This is a genomic window from Acidobacteriota bacterium (genome assembly GCA_016716435.1).
In the GTDB taxonomy this organism is placed as follows: domain Bacteria; phylum Acidobacteriota; class Blastocatellia; order Pyrinomonadales; family Pyrinomonadaceae; genus OLB17.
On record JADJWI010000001.1, the window covers coordinates 87,925 to 105,406 of the forward strand.

Genomic DNA, 17,482 nt, shown 5'->3' on the forward strand with positions numbered 1-17,482 from the left:
CAACAGGCTGCCTGCATTGCCTTTGTTATTCGCTCTCGCTTATACTTTTGGTTTACGCATTTTAGCGATTTCATAACCGTTCAAGCATTAGATTGGAGGCTCAATTGGCACGCACTGCAGCAACCACAGGTTCAAAACGATCTACTTCGAAGCCATCGGCAAAAAAGCCGGCTAAGGCCGAGTCGAACGGCAACGGCCGTTTGGCCGCCGCAGAAATGATGCAGGCCGAGTATGTGAAGCGGCGAAAATCGCAGATCGAGGCGATCAAGAAGACCGATAAAAAGCTTCTCCGCGACATGCTCTACCAGATGGTTCTTGGCCGGATCTTTGAGGAAAAGGCAGCCGAGGTTTATCGAATGGGTAAGATCGGCGGCTTTTGTCACCTTTACATCGGCCAGGAAGCGATCGCGATCGGTTCGATGATGGCCCTTGAGCCGAGCGACAAGGTCATCACGTCTTATCGCGACCACGTCCAGGCGATGGTCAAGGGCATTACGCCCGAGGCCGTTATGGCCGAGCTTTACGGCAAAGAAGGCGGCTGCGTCGGCGGCAAAGGCGGCTCGATGCATATGTTCTCTAAGGAGCATGAGTTCTACGGCGGGCATGGCATTGTCGGCGGGCAGATCGGTGTGGGAACCGGGATGGCTTACGCGGCTAAATATAAGGAAAGCGGCCAGGTTACACTTTGCTTCTTCGGCGAAGCAGCCGTGAACCAGGGCATTTTTCACGAATCGCTAAACATGGCTCAACTCTGGAGGCTGCCGATAATTTACATTTGCGAGAACAACCAGTACGGAATGGGAACCTCGCAGGAGCGGGCTATGAGTTCGCGCAACATCGCCAAAAAGGCGGAAAGCTACGAGATGGCGAATGAGTTCGTCGATGGTATGGACGTGATGGCCGTCCGCGATGCGGCATTGCGTGCGATCAAGCGTGCCCGCGAGGAATCGCTGCCGACGCTGCTTGAGGTCCGGTCATATCGCTACATGGGCCACTCAATGTCCGACCCGGGAAACTATCGGACCCGCGAGGAGATCGCAAAATATCAGGAACGCGACCCGATCGCACTCTTCCAGGACAGCCTGAAGACCGCGAAAGTGTTTACCGATAAGGACTTCGAGGCGATCAAGCAAGAAGCGATAGAGGCTACGAAAAAGGCGATCGAATTTGCGGAGGAAAGCCCGTATCCGAGCGAGAGCGAGCTTCTGTCAGATGTTTACGCATAGTTCAGATCAATGGAATACGGTCTTCTTTTTGGAAATCGGGCGTTGAAAGATTTGCGTAAACTCGACAAGCGATCGAGCAAACGCATCATCGACAAGATCGAGGCGTTAACAAATGACCTAAGTGGAGATGTAAAGAAATTGACTGATCATTCCCCTCAATACCGGCTGAGGGTTGGTGATTTCAGAGTGCTGTTTGACCTTGACGAGAATACGATATGTATTCAACGAGTTATGAACAGGCGCGAATCTTATTAAAGCTATGACAACGATCGAACTACATCCCGAATTTTTGACCGCAAAAGGTAAGCGGCAGTTCGCGGTTATCCCTTATGAGGAATTCGTTGCTCTGCAGGAATGGATCGAAGATGCTCAGGACTTGATCGCCCTGCGGATCGCGAGAGAAGAGAATAAAGACCAACCGTCATTCACGATCGAGGAAGTAAAAAAGGAGCTGGGAATTGACTAGCAATCGGGTCGACTCGCTTCAATAGCAGTTATATACATTTTTTGCAGTTGGCCCGAAATTAATACCAACGGGTCTTTACAAAGATTATGGCAGTTTTGACTATTCGCGATGCACTAAACCAAGCATTGCGTGAAGAACTCACTAGAGACGAGAATGTCTTCATAATAGGCGAAGAGGTCGCCGAGTATGACGGCGCCTATAAGGTTACCCGCGGGCTCTGGAAAGAGTTTGGCGATAAGCGTGTCGTTGATACGCCAATCACTGAGCTTGGCTTTGCCGGCCTCGGAGTAGGTGCGGCGATGGCTGGCCTGCGGCCGGTGATCGAGTTCATGACGTTCAACTTTTCGATCCTCGCCTCGGACCAGATCATCAACCACGCCGCGAAGATGCTTTATATGTCCGGCGGCGAATTCAAGGTGCCGATCGTCTTCCGCGGCCCGAACGGCTCGGCCTATCAGGTCTCGTCGCAGCACTCGCAGGCTCTCGAGGCGATGTACGCCAATTTCCCCGGCCTTAAGGTCGTAATGCCTTCGACCGCAGCGGATGCAAAGGGCTTGCTGAAGTCCTCTATCCGCGACGATAACCCCGTTATCTTCATGGAACAGGAGCGGATGTACGGGATGAAAAGCGAAGTGCCCGAGGACGAGGATTTCACGATCCCGCTCGGCGTGGCCGACGTTAAACGCGAGGGCACGGACTGCACCATCGTCGCCCGCTCGATGACCGTCCCGATGGCTCTTGAAGCTGCCGAGAAGGTTCAACAGGAATTTGACGTTTCCGTGGAGGTGATCGATCCGCGGACCATTAAGCCGCTCGATATTGACAGCATTATTGCGTCGATCAAGAAGACGAACCGGCTCGTCATCGCCGAAGAGTCGCACTCGTTCGCGTCCGTTGGTGCGGAGATCGCCTATCAGGTTATGGACCAGGCCTTCGACCATCTTGACGCTCCAATTAAGCGCGTCTCGACGGTCGAGGCCCCAATGCCGTATGCAAAAAACCTCGAAGCAGCCGCACTGCCGAGCGTTGATAAGATCGTCGCGGCGGTTAAGGAAGTTTGTTATTTGTGACGTTGAAAGTAATTCAGGAACCAAATTATTTTATGAAACGACTAAGTTCATTTGTGATATCCGCCGCAGCTTTCGCCATCATCTTCGCGGCGACTCCGGTGTTTGCAGATCAAGCTGCATGGATCAGCCGTGCTGAGGCGGCACGGGCAATGAAAGTTTTGGCGGAGGCGACCGCAATAAAGCATCATTGTGCCCCGTGCGACGATCAGACAATTAGAGACGAATCGGTTGATAACATCGGCATCTTTCGCGTTGAGGGGCAGAATTATTGGGAGATCCGCGTAAACGGCAAAGGCGTTGACCTTGCATATGTCTTTTTCCAGAAGAAAGGCAAGTGGGTGAATGCGGCAATGCAGGCAAAGATCGATGTATCAGACGTTCCAAAACGACTCTCGCGGGCACAGTTAGGAAACTAGTTTCTTAGTAAATTGTATGGCTGAAAAATTTTTAATGCCGAAGCTTTCGCCCACGATGGAAGAGGGCCAGATCGCCCGCTGGGTCATCAATGAGGGCGATGCTTTTGCGGCGAATGACACGCTTGCCGAGGTCGATACAGACAAGGCAACAATGGAGATGACCGCTCTCTCGGGCGGAACTCTTTTGAAGATCCTCAAGCCCGCGGGCGACACCGCCGCACTCGGCGAGGCGATCGCGATCATCGGCCAGAAGGGCGAGGACATCTCTGCCCTGCTCGATGAAGTTTCAAAGAACGGATCGAGCAAAACAACCGCAGAAAAACCCGAGGCAGTTTCAGAGCCCGAGGCCGCGACCGGCGGCAAAGCGGCTGAACCCGCCGAGGAAGTTCGCAAAGAAGCTCCGGCTCAGGCTTCGCAGTCAAAGGCCGCGACGGATTCCGGAAATGGCCGGATGATCGTTTCGCCGATCGCCGCTCGAATGGCCGCGGACAATGGCATTGATCTGCGGACGATCGCCGGCTCCGGTCCAAACGGACGCATCATCAAGCGCGACATCGAAGAGGCCTTGGCCGGCGGCGGAGCGAAAAAAGACGCTTCAGCAACGAAGGTATTCACGCCTTCGACCATTGTCGGAGCTTCGGCCTTCAGCGACGAACCCACCTCGAAAATGCGTCAGGTCATCGCCACGCGGCTCGCCGAGTCGATCGGCCCGATCCCGACGTTTTATCTCACGGTCGAGATCGAGATGGACAGCGTCCTCGCGACCCGCAAGCAGATGAACGCCACGCTCGAGGACGACGCGAAGATCAGCGTCAACGACATCATCGTCAAAGCCGCGGCGATGGCGTTGCTGCGGCATCCTTTCGTCAACGCGTCATATCAGGACAAGTCGATCCGATTTTATGAACAAGCCGATATCGGCATTGCCGTCGCCATCGACGAAGGACTGATAACGCCGGTCGTCCGCGGAGCAAATCTCAAGGGCCTTGCCGAGATCTCGGCGGAGATCCGAGACCTTGCCGCCAAGGCGAAGGCGAAAAAGCTGCAGCCCGAGGAATACACGGGTGCAACCTTCTCGATAAGCAACCTTGGAATGATGGGAATCAAGGAGTTCACGGCGATCATCAATCCGCCCGAGGCCGCGATCATTGCCGTGGGAGCTTCGACGTCGACGCCGGTCGTTCGCGATGGCGAGGTCACCGTCCGTAACATTATGCACGTCACGATGTCCTGCGACCATCGTGTAGTTGACGGAGCAACCGGAGCGAAGTTCCTCCAGACCTTCAAGCAAATGCTCGAATCGCCTGCAATGATGCTGTTGTAGTTCTCTCAGAGTCTGAGAAGCCCGTACGCGGCCGGCAACACGCCGAGTACGCGTACGGGTTTTCTTGTTTGAGCCGAAATGTGAAATTGAGCGAAACCGATCAAACGTGGGAACCGAGAGCGAAAAACCAGACCTTACCCCGCACGCAGCTCTTCTTGCCGTTCAAGCTTTTTTCGGTTCGCTTCCGGTGATCGGGAAGGTCGTTTTGGCGGTTGTTCCGGCTATAGCACTTGTTGGGTTTCGGGTCGGGATCACGGCTCTGATCCTATTCGCGGTTCAGTTCTATCGGCGGCGGATATGGCTGCAGGAACGGTCGGATTACGTTCGGCTCGCGGTACTAAGTCTATTTGGGGTAACATTTAATCAACTTCTTTTCATCGGCGGGCTTTCGCTTACGAAGGCCTCGAATACTTCCCTCCTCGCCGTTACTATTCCGATCTTCACCATTATTATCGGTGCGGCGATCGGCAGCGAAAAGCTTCGCTGGCCAAAGGCAATTGGCGTGATCCTTGCAGCGGCGGGTGTGGTAATTCTCATCGACCCGCGAAATGCTTCGTTTTCCTCCGAGACGACGCTGGGTGATTTCCTCATCATACTCAATTCGTTCTCGTACGGGATATATGTAGCAACGTCGAAAGAAGTGATCACCCGCAACGGCGCGTTTCGTTCGATGATGTGGGTGTTCATCTTCGCCGCTGCGGTCTGCGTTCCCCTCGGGGCTTGGTCGATCGCGTCCGTCAATATTTTAGAGATCCAGCCGATGATCTGGTGGCTGGTTCTTTACATCGCCATCGTCGCGACCGCCGGGCCTTATCTGCTAAATGCTTTTGCGATCTCAAAGGTCGATTCTTCGGTCGTTGCCGTTTACATCTATCTGCAGCCGCTGATCGGCTTCATTCTCGCTGTTCTCTTTTTGAGCGAGGTGATCGATCTGAAGTTCGTGGCGGCCGCCGCACTTGTTTTTGCGGGCGTTTATTTTGCGACCCGCCGGCATAAGCCAGTCGCGTTCGATCCCGACAAACGATAGGCTCTTTTAAACGCAGCCCTCCCGGTGCAACATTCTGCGAACTTTAGCGTAATATGTGCATCTAAGGCTTTGCGATGCCAACTCAGATAAACCAGATCGAAACCGACGGCCGCGTCTATTTTCGCGTCGAGGGTGATATGTATGCCGAGGACGCCTTGTTGCTCGAACGGCTTGTCCGCGACACGCGTTCCGCGGGCAATGATCTGGTCACGATCGACCTTGCCGACCTTTCGTTCTTGGATAGCGAATCGGCTTCGATCCTGCGGCGAATGGAATCTGAAGGCGTTGTTGAAATTGAGGGCATAGAGTTCTTCCTCCAGTCCGCAATCGACGTTGCGGAACGGGCTGCCTGACAAATCCTGCAAAAACGTTTAACTTTGAACCGATGAAAACACGTGAGATCGCGGAGATCATCGGCGGAAAGCTTTTTGGCAACGACGAGACGGAGATCACGGTTGCTGCTGACATTTCGGCGGCCGGGCCTGGTCGAATTGCTTTTGTAAAAAGCGATTCGGCCGGTATTGAAACAACGGCGAGCTGCGTGATCGCACCCGAAGGCACCGAGACGATTTTGGGCGTCGAATGCGTGATCGCCGTCCGCGACCCGAAACTCGCATTTGCCCGGATCGCGGCGTTGCTCCATCCGCCGAAAGTGCGTCCGCCCGAAATTCATCCGACGGCGGTCATCGCCGATAACGCCGAAATCGGCGAAAGCGTTTTTATCGGAGCATTTTGCACCGTCGGCGAGCGAAGTTCGCTCGGAAGCGGAACACAGCTCCGTGCGGGAGCAAAGATCGGAGATGGCGTTACCCTTGGTGAAGAATGCGTCATTCACCCGAACGTCTTCATCGAAGACGGCTCAACCCTGGGTGATCGCGTCATTCTCCACGCCGGCGTCGTCGTTGGAGCAGATGGTTTCGGTTATGTCCGTGGCGAAGGCGGTGACTACGAAAAATTCCCGCAGATCGGCACCGTGGTGATTGAGGACGACGTCGAGATCGGAGCGAATACGTGTATTGATCGGGGAGCCCTTGGCGAAACCCGAATCGGCGCGGGTACAAAGATCGATAACCTCGTCCAGGTTGGGCACAATGTGCAGATCGGTAAACGCTGCGTCATCGCCGCCCAAACCGGCATTTCAGGCAGCGTCACGATCGAGGACGATTGCGTCATCGGCGGCCAGGTCGGCTTTGGCGACCATGCCCGCGTGCAGAGCGGGGCGGTCATCGGATCGCAGGCCGGCGTGCTGCCGGGTAAGATCGTCCGGCCCGGCGTTTGGTGGGGAACACCTATCCAGCCGCTCGACGAATACAAGCGCCAAAACGCCCATGTAAAAGGGCTTGAACGATTAAAGAAAGAGATACGAGACCTAAAGAAGAAACTCGAGAAAATAAAGGAAGGAAACGAAGATCAATGAGATCAATTTTGATTATTGCGGCCGCAGCTTTGCTAGCCGCAGCGGCAATTGGCCAAACACCTCAGGCTCCGAAAAAGGCTCAGCCCTGTGCCGATACGGATTACGACTGCCTGATCAAGCTTTACGCCAAAGCGGTCAAAGACAAACCAAAAGACGCCGAAAACCACTATAACCTTGGTCTTGCTCATCAGCTCAAGGGCCAGTTCAAAGAGGCCGTTGCTGCATATGACAACTATCTTGGTGCAAAGATGACCGGTCAGGCGAACCTCGCCGATGGCTACAACAATCGAGCGATCGCGAACCATAAGCTCGGGAAAAACGAGGCATCGCTGGCCGATTATGCAAAGGCGATCGAACTGAATCCGTCGAGTGCTCGGTTCTTCACAAATCGCGGCAATCTCTACACTGACCTAAAGCGGTTCGATGAAGCGGTCGCCGACTATTCGAAAGCCATAACCTTCGATCAAGCATACGTATCGGCCTATGCAGGACGGGCGATCGTCTATGGATCAAAGGAGGAATTCGCAAGGGCGATCGATGACCTCACCAAGGTAATCGAACTCGATCCGACTGACGTCACTACTTTCTACAATCGCGGTGTGTATTATTCGCAGAAGCAGGATTATAAAATGGCGAAGGAGGATTTTTCGAAGTATATTGACTCGAACCCGGCCAATAAAATGATGCTCGCGGATTGCCTTTTGAACCGGGCGATCACGAATTACATGCTGAACGATGATGCCGGTGCGGTTGCAGACCTAACAAAGGCACTCGACGCGAACCCGAAACTGGTGAACGCATATGTCGCCCGCTCGCGCATCTACCGAGACCAGAATAAGATCCAACTTGCCGAGGCGGATGAAAAAAAGGTCGCTGAACTTCAGGGTAAGCCCTAGTTACCGTGCAAGCAGTTTCTGAATGGCCACGGCGGCCCGCTTTGAAGCTCCGCCGTGGCCAAGTTTATCTGTGGCAGTTTTGAGTTCTTCCCGTGTTCTTTTATTAGTCTCGGGCTCGAGCAAACGAAACAATTCTGCGGAGAGTTTCGCAGGCGTAAGGTCGTTCTGAATAAGCTCCGTGGCGATCCTTCGCTCGGCTATCAGATTTATCAGCCCAAAGTGCTCGACCCGTATAAGCGGGCGGAGAAGCCTGTAGTTCAAGGACGTTGATTTGTATACGATGACCAACGGCGTGCCGATGATGCCGGTCTCAAGCGTTGCGGTACCGCTCGTCACCGCCGCCGCATCCGCCGCATTCAATGCGTTGTACGTCTCACCGAAAACCGCTCGTATTTCCCGCAGGCGAGCTCGTTCATCCTCGTCGAGCGTCGCAAGTGCTGCGTCCAATTCGCCGCGGTGTTTCGCGTAAGCGAACGCGATAACGAACTGAAGGCTCGCATCTTCCACCCGCAACCGAGCGGCCGTTCGGAGAAGCTCGGGCAAAATGCGGACTATCTCCTTGTGCCGGCTACCGGGCAAAAGAGCGATGATCGGCCGCGAGGCCTCAAACCCGTGGCGCCGACAAAACTCAGCTTTTTCTTCGGTTGCATTGACCTCGCGGGCAAGCGGATTTCCCACATATTCAACATGATGGATCCTGCGCTCGGCGTACCAATCTTTCTCAAATGGCAATATCGTCAGGAGGAGATCAACGTAACGGCGGATCGACCGGATCCGATAAGCACGCCATGCCCAGATCTGCGGCGAGATGTAGTAGACAACCTGGATACCTTGCTTCTTGAGCGACCTTGCAAGCTTGAGGTTGAACTCGGGAAAGTCAACGAGAATTGCGACGTCGGGCCGCTCGGCCTTTGCAGAATTCAACAGATCGCGGCGTGCCCGTAGAAACATGGGCAGTGCCTTCGCGACCTCCGGAAGCCCAATTATTCCGAAATCATCCGATCGAACAACATCTAGAACCCCGACTTCCCTCATTTTTGGCCCCGCCGCACCAAAGAAATCCGCTGTGGGAAAGAAGACCTTCAGCTCTTGAACTACACGGGCCGCGTGCTTGTCGCCCGAGGCCTCGCCGGCGACGATCAAGAACTTTCGTGTTCCTTTGTGCATAGAAGGTCAGCCCGCGGGCAGCACTTAGATACTAATTCAAGTTGAGTAGATTTGGAATTACAACCTAAAGCAGCACTTTAAGCATCGAAAACGCGATTTACGGTATTCATATACTGGTCCGGCGGGTTCATCTGCTTGCAGAATGGCCCTCCAAACCTTAAAATGTGAAGTTTGTTTACTAGTTTTCAGATTGCATTTATTTAATTGGTTAGGCCGTTCGTAGCCTAAGTGGAGGAGTTAGTGAAACTTCGCGTCATTCTTGGCATTTTAAGCCTCTCATTTTTTGCCTTTTACTCTGCGGTCTCGGGGCAGGTAGATTCGGTCATTGGCCAGTTCACGAACTCGTTTGCCGAATCCTTTGCGGGAGGGATCAGTGGCAATGGACGGTTCATCGTGTTCGAATCACGAGGCAATCTTGCGACGGTAGATCCGCGGAATGCTGATGGTAACCGCGAGATCTTTCTTTACGATTATGCCCAAAGGCAGATATTTCAGATCACAGACACAAAGAGCGTTCTTTTCAATCCGGATCTGATACCGTCTTTCAACAATACCAGGGTTGAGATTGTCAACACGCGTCCGGTTATCAGCAACGACGGACGATGGATCGCATTCAGCTCAAATGCGACGACATCGACCCCGGCCGAGCCGAATGCGACAAATCCCGGTAGCTTTGATGGCAATTCGTTCACAACCCCGACGGCTACGCCGTCCCCAACACCTACGCCGACCGCTTCACCTTCGCCGACACCAACGCCAGCGTTCAATCCACTTCAGGAGGACGGCAATCTCGAGATATGGCTTTACGAGATACCGGCCTACTTGCCGGCGAATCTACGCACCGGCGAAGAGATACCGTTTGTCGACCTTTCCACCGGAACGTTTACGCCAGTCACAAATACCGATCCGAGCAGATTACCTATCGCTGGCACGAACACGACCGGGCCATTCGTCGCTGACGATAATCACGATCCAAGTATCAGCGACAACGGCTCGATCGTTGCGTTTGTTTCCACCCGTGATCTTGTCGCCGGCAGAAACAGCTTTCCGGACGACGACAATGACGAAATATTCACCTACTCTCGGTCGGGCGGAGGGAGCTCGAACGTTAGTGGGATAAAGACCAAGGAGGGTGGGAGCCCGGTATGCGTAGCGGGCGTTGGCGGCACAATTTGTCAGATAACCGAAACGCCAAGAGGGCCGATATTCGATCCGATATACAACAAGAATGTGACCATCTCCGGCGATGGCGCGCGCTTAGTTTTCGCCAGCACCGGTGACAATCCGATCATTGGGATGACCGGCGGGACCAATCCTTCAACTAGCCGTAATGAGGAGATCTTTGTCTCTGACCTGGCTCCTGCGGGTGGCCCGGGAACGCTTAAACGGCAAGTCACTACAACGACGCCGACGAATCCGGGTGACGTTGTAAATATTCTCGACCTCGGACGGCGAATGAGCCGGGACGGCAATTTCGTCGTTTTTGATTCGTACGCGGATCTTGCGAATGAACACAGCGGGACGAACCAAACCGCTTTTGCGTCATTTCTTTACGGTGTTGCGGAGGATGAATTCCGTCGTATCCTTCCTCGGAGCTCGGCAGACAGCGAAGCCTTCGGGGGCGATGTGCAGCGGTACGGCGGATTCTCGGATTATGGAACTGATGGGACAGCTCAAACGCTTGTCTTGCAGACCAGAATGAACATCAAACCGGATGGGACGATTCCTACCAATGCGGATGAGGGGCTAAATCCCGTAGACGACCGCCCAGTTCAGATCTATCGCTACCCGATCAATATTCCGGCAACTGACGCCATTTTCACCCGGATGAGCAAGTTCCCGATTTCCGTTTCATTCCTTGCCTCGACGCAGCCGATACCGAGCAATACTTCGGATCGGATAGCGTTCAATCTTGCGCTTACAGAATTGGGGGGCGGCAACGTTGACGGAAATTCCGAGGTCTATTACCTTTATCTTCCTGAAAAGGTTGGGGAAAGCGCGGTGACCTTCAACTTTGCGACCGGGGCGACCCGACGCCCGGTTATACCCGAACCGGTTCCTTCGCCGAGTCCAACGGCAACGCCGAGCCCGACTCCGACTCCGACGCCAACACCAACCCCGACGCCAACACCGTCGCCGAGTCCGAGCCCAACGGGAAGCCCGACGCCGACTCCGAGTCCAACACCGGTTACACCCAGTGCGGTCGTGGGACTGTCCCCGGGGATCCTCGCATACGTTAATTATACCGGGGCGGTGGATCGCCCAGTGGTGGCACGCACAGCCGTAGGTTCTCTAAACCGGATGCCGCAGTTACCGATCGAGTTGAGCGGTGTAACAGTATCCATTGGAGGTGCGGCGGCGGGGATCAAGTCCGTGAGTCAACGGCAACTCTTGATCGTTGTACCGGAAGGACTCCAGTCCTCGACCTCCGGCACCGAGCACCCGCTCGTAGTAAACAATAACGGTGTCATTTACCGTGGTACCGTAGTTCTGGTCACCGCGCAGCCGGACATATTCTCATTCGACAATATTGGCCCCGGAGGGCGGGCGAATGTTCGGAACGTAACGAACCGAGTTCACACATTTGAACCGTTCGGAGTGCGGACGGTGCAGATCCGCGGTGGAAAACTGGTCGCATCCAGGCTCAGGATCTATTTGACCGGAACATCGGGTGCTTCGCAGTCGCTGCTGAACATCCGTATCGGGTTTAATCCGCAAACGGCCGCAACGATCCTAACCAACGCCGTCCCGGCAGAACCCGGGGTTCAGCAGATCGACTTTACGGTTCCGCCGGAACTTGCCGGCAGAGCAGACCAAGTCGTTACTGTCAGCGTCGTTGATCTGAATGGGAACATCTTCACCTCCCGGCTTGCGGATACGGCTCCGCGGATCAGCTTCTATTGATCCTAAAGCATTTAAGCCATAAGAAAGGCGGACCACTCGCGGGTTCGCCTTTTTTCTTGAGATCGATCCGAACAAGGCACAATAAAGGCCAGTTATCATCCGATAACTTTTTGTAATGTTTGCCATTCGCGGCCCTTTATATTAACCTTTTCTTTTGCGAATGTTCGTTTACTAACCTCACAGATCATTCGCCCCGCGGCCCGTGCCGCCCAAACTTCACACCAATATAGGAGCATTTTTTAATACATGGCAGGAAAAGACGTAGCAACAATGAAGATCGCAGGAAAGGTTTGGAAGAATGGTGAGCTCATCGATTGGGACGACGCCCGCATCCATGTGATGTCCCATGTGGTCAATTACGGTTCGAGTGTGTTCGAGGGCATTCGCTGTTACAACACCACCAAGGGCTCGGCGGTGTTTCGTCTTACAGAGCACATGCAACGTCTGCTAAACTCCGCAAAGATCTATCGTATGGAACAGAAGTTCGGCCGCCAAGAACTTTGCGACGCGACGACCGAGCTCATCCGGACCAGCGGACTCGAAGAATGCTACATCCGTCCTGTCATCATCCGGGGCCTTGATGAGGAAAAGCCGGCATTTGGCGTAAACCCCTTCCCGAATCCTGTCGACGCTTATATTGCGGCGTGGGAGTGGGGCAAGTATCTCGGTGAAGAGGCTCTTGAGAACGGCATTGACGTTTGCGTATCGAGCTGGACCCGCATCACCTCTAACTCGATGCCCTCTATGGCAAAGGCCGGTGCGAATTACATGAATTCGCAGCTCATCAAGATGGAGGCCTTGCTTGGCGGCTTCGCTGAAGGGATTGCCCTCGATGACCGCGGCTACGTATCTGAAGGTTCGGGCGAGAATCTATTCATCGTTAACGGTGGCAAGCTGATCACGCCTCCGCTCGGGGCCTCGATCCTTCCCGGAATCACCCGTGATTCGGTCATTCAGATTGCCCGCGAACTCGGTATCGAGGTCGTCGAAACGACCATCCAACGTGCCGCACTTTATCTCGCCGATGAACTTTTCTTTACCGGCACCGCGGCAGAGATCACGCCGATCCGTTCGGTCGACCGCATCACCGTCGGCGCCGGCAAACGCGGCGAGATCACGGCCAAGCTTCAGGAAGAGTTTTTCAAGGTGATCATGGCCGAACGCCCGGCTCCTAATAATGCCGAGTGGCTCACATTCGTTCACGACACCGGTGAAAAAAAAACAGCATCGGCTAACTGATCTCCAGTAACACGTTTTCAGCCCCGCCCCGGAGTGTGCGAAACTCTCCGAAGCGGGGCTTTTCTTATGCCTGAAAATACAAATATGCCAAGTGTTCGGCCCGTTTTGCTCGAGACGGTGGTATTTCTCAGCGGAGCTCTGGTGATGACGTACGAGATAGTCGGTGCCCGCATCGTCGCTCCCTATCTCGGTTCATCGACCTACATCTGGACGAGCCTGATCGGCGTTATTCTCGGGGCGTTGAGCCTGGGCTATTGGCTCGGCGGGCGGATGGCGGATAAACGTCCGCAACTCGGCGTTCTATCGGCCGCCGTCTTTGCCGCGGGCGGGCTTGTTTCGCTAACGATTTTGGTCAAAAGTGTTTTCCTCGGCTCTATCGCCCAGTCGCCGCTTCCGCTAGAGATTCTCGCCGTTATCACGTCGCTCACGCTTTTCGCACCGGCGAGCGTCGCTCTCGGCTTTGTCATCCCTTACGCCACAAAGCTGCGTCTCGGCTCGCTCGATGACACGGGCCGGACCGTCGGACGGCTGTACGCTCTTTCAACGCTCGGCAGTATCCTCGGCACCTTTGCCGCCGGTTTTTTTCTTACTCCTTTCGTCGGTTCGACGCGGACTCTTTATCTCGTGGCCGGTGCCCTCTTCGCACTCGCCTTTCTGATCTCGCCGGTGATCGCCGAGCGAAAGAACATCGGCGCTATCGTTTTGTTCGTCGTTGCCATCGGCGGGTCAGAACTTGAAGCCGCTTATCTCCGCTCGCAGGGCGTCGCCGAGATCGACAGCGAATACAACCGGATCCGCGTCTTTGAAACGACCGACAGCCGAACCGGAATGCGGATGACCGCGATGGTCATCGACCCCTTCGCGATCCAATCCGCAAAGTTTCTCGAAAGCGACGAACTTGTCCTTGAATACACAAAGTTCTTTCGGCTCATCCGCCACTATCGGCCGGAGCACCGGACGGCGCTGATGATCGGCGGTGCGGGATATTCCTTTCCGCAGGAACTGCTCCATGAATTCCCGGAAGCCGCCGTTGATGTGGTCGAGATCGATCCCGCGATGACCGAAGCCGCCGAAACGCATTTCGGCTTGAAGCCCGATCCGCGGCTTCGCATCTTTCACGAAGACGGCCGCATTTTCATCAACCGTGCTGCAGCGAAAAGCTATGACGCGGTCTTTATCGATGCTTTCGGAACGCTGTTCTCTGTACCGTTTCACCTGACTACCATCGAGGCCGTTCGCGAGATCGAACGAGTGCTTTCTGATGACGGCGCGGTGATCGTCAACATCGGCTCGGCTCTCGAAGGCCCGGCAGATGGCTTCCTTGCCTCAACGCTCGCGACCTATCGCTCGGTGTTTCCGTTTGTTGACGTATTCAAAGTGGATGGTGACATCGAGGGTAGTAAGGTGCAGAACTTCATTCTCGTCGCCCGCAAGAGCGAGCCCGCTTTTCCCGCCGAGCCGCACCCGCAGGTCACGCCGCTGCTTACAAACAAGATCGATCCCGCCCGCGTTCGTGCAGGCCAGGTGTTGACAGATGAACTCGCTCCGGTCGAGCTCTTCGCCTCGCGGGCGGCCCGTTACCGTTAGGCTAACGAAGGCCCTGCCCGAACTGCTCCGTGCCAAATGCCCCGATGCCGTTCAGCCGAAAGCTGAAGACGATCCGGTTCTCGTTGCGTGCTCCGACGTTGAAGTTGAAATACTGGATGGCAACGCCGCAGCAGTTGCCAGAGTAGCCGAGCGTGTAAAGCGAACTGATCAGCGGGCTCAATTTCGTCGCCCGGCGGTTCTCAAAATCAAAAAAGACCGACGCTCCGCCGTAGAGCCCCTTGTTGCGGTCGCCGAGAAAGACCGAAGGGCTCCATTGCGAACCTCGTCGTGTGCCCGGCTCCTTGCCCGCCTCATTCGCGTATTGCGAGAGCGACGGGACGAGCGTCACCGCCCGAGTGTAATAGAAAGTCTGAAAGAATTTGACGAGCGGAGTGTCGTACCCGACGGTCGCCGAGACCGCCCGGAGCCCGTCGCCATATGTGCCGATGTCCGCACGCGTTGCGACAAAGATCGTCCGCTGCGGCCGGTAGGTGAAGTCGATATTGATCGGCGAAAATCGCCGCGGCACGCCGCCGAACGTGTAAAATGTCAGCGATGTGATCGGGGCGATCTGGTTCCGACGGCCTGTGTCGAGCGCACCGCCAAAGGTCTTATCGAAAAAATACTTTCCGCGGATCGTCAGGCTCGCGATCTCATAGGGCTGCGAACTTTCGGCATCCTGCGCACCCACTCCCGCATCGCGGAGCAGACGCTGGGCGTCGCCGGTTACGGCCTCGGAATATTTTCGCGTATAGAACCGGTTCGTCACACCAAACTCGACCTCGTTCGTATCCGTGATCGTGTCCATCGCGTCAAAGCGGATTATCCGCTTGAAATTATCGACGCCCTTTATATAGCGATAGGTCGCGAAGGGTTCGATGACGTGGCGAAAGCGGAACGTGCCCGACTTGCCATAAAAGTTCCGGGCGAGAGCGACCGGCCGGATGTCGAATTCGAATTCCCCGAGCTTGCGGATAACGTCGCGGCCGACGACCCGCCGCATATCGTTGAATGAGTTCGAGTAATACGTGACCCGCGTCGCCGCCGTCGCGGTGAAGTTAATGTATTTTGTGCTGATCGGGAGCGTCACCTGCGGATAGATATCAAGCCGCTGGCCGATGGCCGGTGAGTTGACCGGATTGCTGCCCGTCGTTTGCTGGTAAAGCGCGAGATTCTCAGCCTCCTCTCGCCGCGAAACGCCCTCGACGCTCGTCTTGAAAGAGAAGTAAAGCGGCTTGAGGAATGAGACCTGCGAGGGCCGCTTTTCAAAGTTTACGCTCGGCAGGTTTCGCGTTTTTATCTGCACGTTCGGGATCGAGATCTCCTGCGAGCGGGCGAGCAGATTGAGCGTATAGTTGTTCCAGCTCTTATTGACGAACACCTGCGAGACCTCGATCGGCGAGATTATCTGCTGGATGCCATCCGAGAAGACCTGCCGAAAATCGAGGTTCGAGGTGAGCCGCACGTCCGCTGCGGCCGTAAAGCCATTCGGGAAATACTGCACGCCCTCGGCATAAAGCAGCGTGCCGCCCTGGTCCGGATTTTCCGCGCTTTCCGCCGGGCCGAAGATGCGATCCTTGACGGCGTAGAAACCAAAGTTGAAGTATGACCGCGAGTTCGCCCGCGTCCTTACATCGAGCCCGTAGCCGACGCCGCGTCCGGTGTAAACATCTGCCCGCAGCGTCGCATCCGCGCTTCGCCCGAGCGTTTGATAATAGGCACCCGAAAGCCTCGCTCCCTTGTTCCGCGAGTAGCCGATGGTCGGCGTCAGAAAGCCGCTCGCCCGGTCGCGTTGTTTTATCGGGATCGAAGCGAAAGGCACCGGAAGCACCGGCACATCGCTCAGCCGAAACTTCGCATTCTTGAGCTTGATCCGGTCGTTCGGCCGGATGCGTGCCTCGTCGGCGGTAAAGGACCACGTCGGCACCGCCTCGTCGCAGGCGGTGAACTTGCCTTTGGTGACGACCACCTCGTTGAGCGAGACGCGCTCGACGCGGTCGGCCGTAAAAAAGATCACGCTGCCGTCGTTTGTCTGATTCGTAAACCCGGTCGATTCCTCAAAAACACCGAGCTTCGTCCGATAGTTCCAAACGCCGCGTGAGCCCGTTATCCGCTGGTCGTCGCCCTGGTCAAAAACGACGCTGCCCGTCGCCTCCATCCGGTTGTCGGCCTCGTAGATCGTGATCTTGTCCGCCTGCATCCGGTAGATGCCGTAGCGGACGTCCACATTCCCTTCGTGCACGATAACACGCTTGCCTTCCGCGCCCTCGACCGTCTGCCGGTTCGAATAAACGACCACCTCGCCGTCGCCGCCCTCGGGCTCAAAGCTCGGCTTCTTTTTCGGAGCAACGACGCTCCGCTCTTCTGAAACGGGATTGATGTTCGGCGTGTCCGTGATCGGATTCGCGACCTGCCGCTCGACCGGATTGGTCTGCTGCCCAAACCCCGCCGCCGCAAGCACAAGCACCACCACACCAAAACAAAGGCGTTTCACCATATCCAAAAATATAGCAGTTTCGTCGATGGCGCGTGAATCGTGAATCGTAAATCGTGAATCGGCACGGTGCAGAAGCCCGCGCGTTAGCAAGGGCTCCAATGCAGAAGCCCGCGCGTTAGCAAGGGCTTAACATCCAATGCGGAATTCGGAATTCGGAATGCGGAATGATGAATCCGGATTCTATCTGTGTCTTCTGTGTCCGTTTTTTGTGTGTTCTGTGGTATCGCCCTGAACACTCAAGAGTCG

At 55.3% G+C, this 17,482-nt stretch carries 15 protein-coding genes; 13 read left to right on the plus strand and 2 right to left on the minus strand.

Features of this window, described 5'->3' with window-relative positions; genetic code table 11:
* The first annotated feature begins 296 nt into the window (after positions 1-296).
* The 10 genes from pdhA to IPM21_00595 all read left to right on the plus strand — a co-directional run bounded on the left by pdhA (position 297) and on the right by IPM21_00595 (position 7,842).
* Entirely contained in the window at positions 297-1,226 is a 930-nt protein-coding gene (gene pdhA / locus IPM21_00550) for a pyruvate dehydrogenase (acetyl-transferring) E1 component subunit alpha (GenBank protein ID MBK9162406.1), read from the plus strand.
* A gap of 9 nt (positions 1,227-1,235) precedes the next feature.
* Positions 1,236-1,481, plus strand: a complete 246-nt coding sequence (locus tag IPM21_00555; GenBank protein ID MBK9162407.1) for a type II toxin-antitoxin system RelE/ParE family toxin — start codon at positions 1,236-1,238, stop codon at positions 1,479-1,481.
* 4 nt (positions 1,482-1,485) lie between these two features.
* Complete coding sequence (locus tag IPM21_00560) at positions 1,486-1,692, plus strand: type II toxin-antitoxin system Phd/YefM family antitoxin (GenBank protein ID MBK9162408.1); 207 nt, start codon at positions 1,486-1,488, stop codon at positions 1,690-1,692.
* An 86-nt stretch (positions 1,693-1,778) separates the two neighbouring features.
* A complete protein-coding gene (locus tag IPM21_00565) occupies positions 1,779-2,762 on the plus strand; it encodes a pyruvate dehydrogenase complex E1 component subunit beta (protein ID MBK9162409.1) in 984 nt (327 codons plus the stop codon).
* 32 nt (positions 2,763-2,794) lie between these two features.
* Positions 2,795-3,178, plus strand: a complete 384-nt coding sequence (locus IPM21_00570; protein MBK9162410.1) for a hypothetical protein — start codon at positions 2,795-2,797, stop codon at positions 3,176-3,178.
* A 16-nt stretch (positions 3,179-3,194) separates the two neighbouring features.
* A complete protein-coding gene (locus IPM21_00575; protein ID MBK9162411.1) occupies positions 3,195-4,502 on the plus strand; it encodes a pyruvate dehydrogenase complex dihydrolipoamide acetyltransferase in 1,308 nt (435 codons plus the stop codon).
* A gap of 106 nt (positions 4,503-4,608) precedes the next feature.
* Entirely contained in the window at positions 4,609-5,529 is a 921-nt protein-coding gene (locus tag IPM21_00580; protein ID MBK9162412.1) for a DMT family transporter, read from the plus strand.
* 74 nt (positions 5,530-5,603) lie between these two features.
* The gene (locus IPM21_00585) at positions 5,604-5,882 is read left to right on the plus strand and encodes a hypothetical protein (GenBank protein ID MBK9162413.1); all 279 of its coding nucleotides are present in this window, start codon (positions 5,604-5,606) and stop codon (positions 5,880-5,882) included.
* 32 nt (positions 5,883-5,914) lie between these two features.
* Positions 5,915-6,946: a UDP-3-O-(3-hydroxymyristoyl)glucosamine N-acyltransferase gene (gene lpxD, locus IPM21_00590; protein MBK9162414.1), complete on the plus strand. Its 1,032-nt coding sequence runs from the start codon at positions 5,915-5,917 to the stop codon at positions 6,944-6,946.
* Positions 6,943-7,842: a tetratricopeptide repeat protein gene (locus IPM21_00595; GenBank protein ID MBK9162415.1), complete on the plus strand. Its 900-nt coding sequence runs from the start codon at positions 6,943-6,945 to the stop codon at positions 7,840-7,842. Before lpxD ends, IPM21_00595 begins: the two co-directional genes overlap by 4 nt.
* On the opposite strand, the gene lpxB is transcribed toward IPM21_00595, so the two are convergent.
* Entirely contained in the window at positions 7,843-9,009 is a 1,167-nt protein-coding gene (gene lpxB / locus IPM21_00600; GenBank protein MBK9162416.1) for a lipid-A-disaccharide synthase, read from the minus strand.
* Between the two features lie 240 nt (positions 9,010-9,249).
* Here lpxB and IPM21_00605 point away from each other — a divergent pair, with 240 nt between their 5' ends.
* The 3 genes from IPM21_00605 (at position 9,250) to IPM21_00615 (ending at position 14,739) form a co-directional block, all read left to right on the plus strand.
* Complete coding sequence (locus tag IPM21_00605; GenBank protein ID MBK9162417.1) at positions 9,250-11,913, plus strand: PD40 domain-containing protein; 2,664 nt, start codon at positions 9,250-9,252, stop codon at positions 11,911-11,913.
* A gap of 270 nt (positions 11,914-12,183) precedes the next feature.
* Complete coding sequence (locus IPM21_00610) at positions 12,184-13,152, plus strand: branched-chain amino acid transaminase (protein MBK9162418.1); 969 nt, start codon at positions 12,184-12,186, stop codon at positions 13,150-13,152.
* 84 nt (positions 13,153-13,236) lie between these two features.
* The gene (locus tag IPM21_00615; GenBank protein ID MBK9162419.1) at positions 13,237-14,739 is read left to right on the plus strand and encodes a fused MFS/spermidine synthase; all 1,503 of its coding nucleotides are present in this window, start codon (positions 13,237-13,239) and stop codon (positions 14,737-14,739) included.
* Position 14,740: 1 nt separating this feature from the next.
* Here IPM21_00615 and IPM21_00620 read toward each other — a convergent pair whose 3' ends face one another.
* The gene (locus IPM21_00620; protein ID MBK9162420.1) at positions 14,741-17,236 is read right to left on the minus strand and encodes an LPS-assembly protein LptD; all 2,496 of its coding nucleotides are present in this window, start codon (positions 17,234-17,236) and stop codon (positions 14,741-14,743) included.
* Positions 17,237-17,482: the final 246 nt, after the last annotated feature.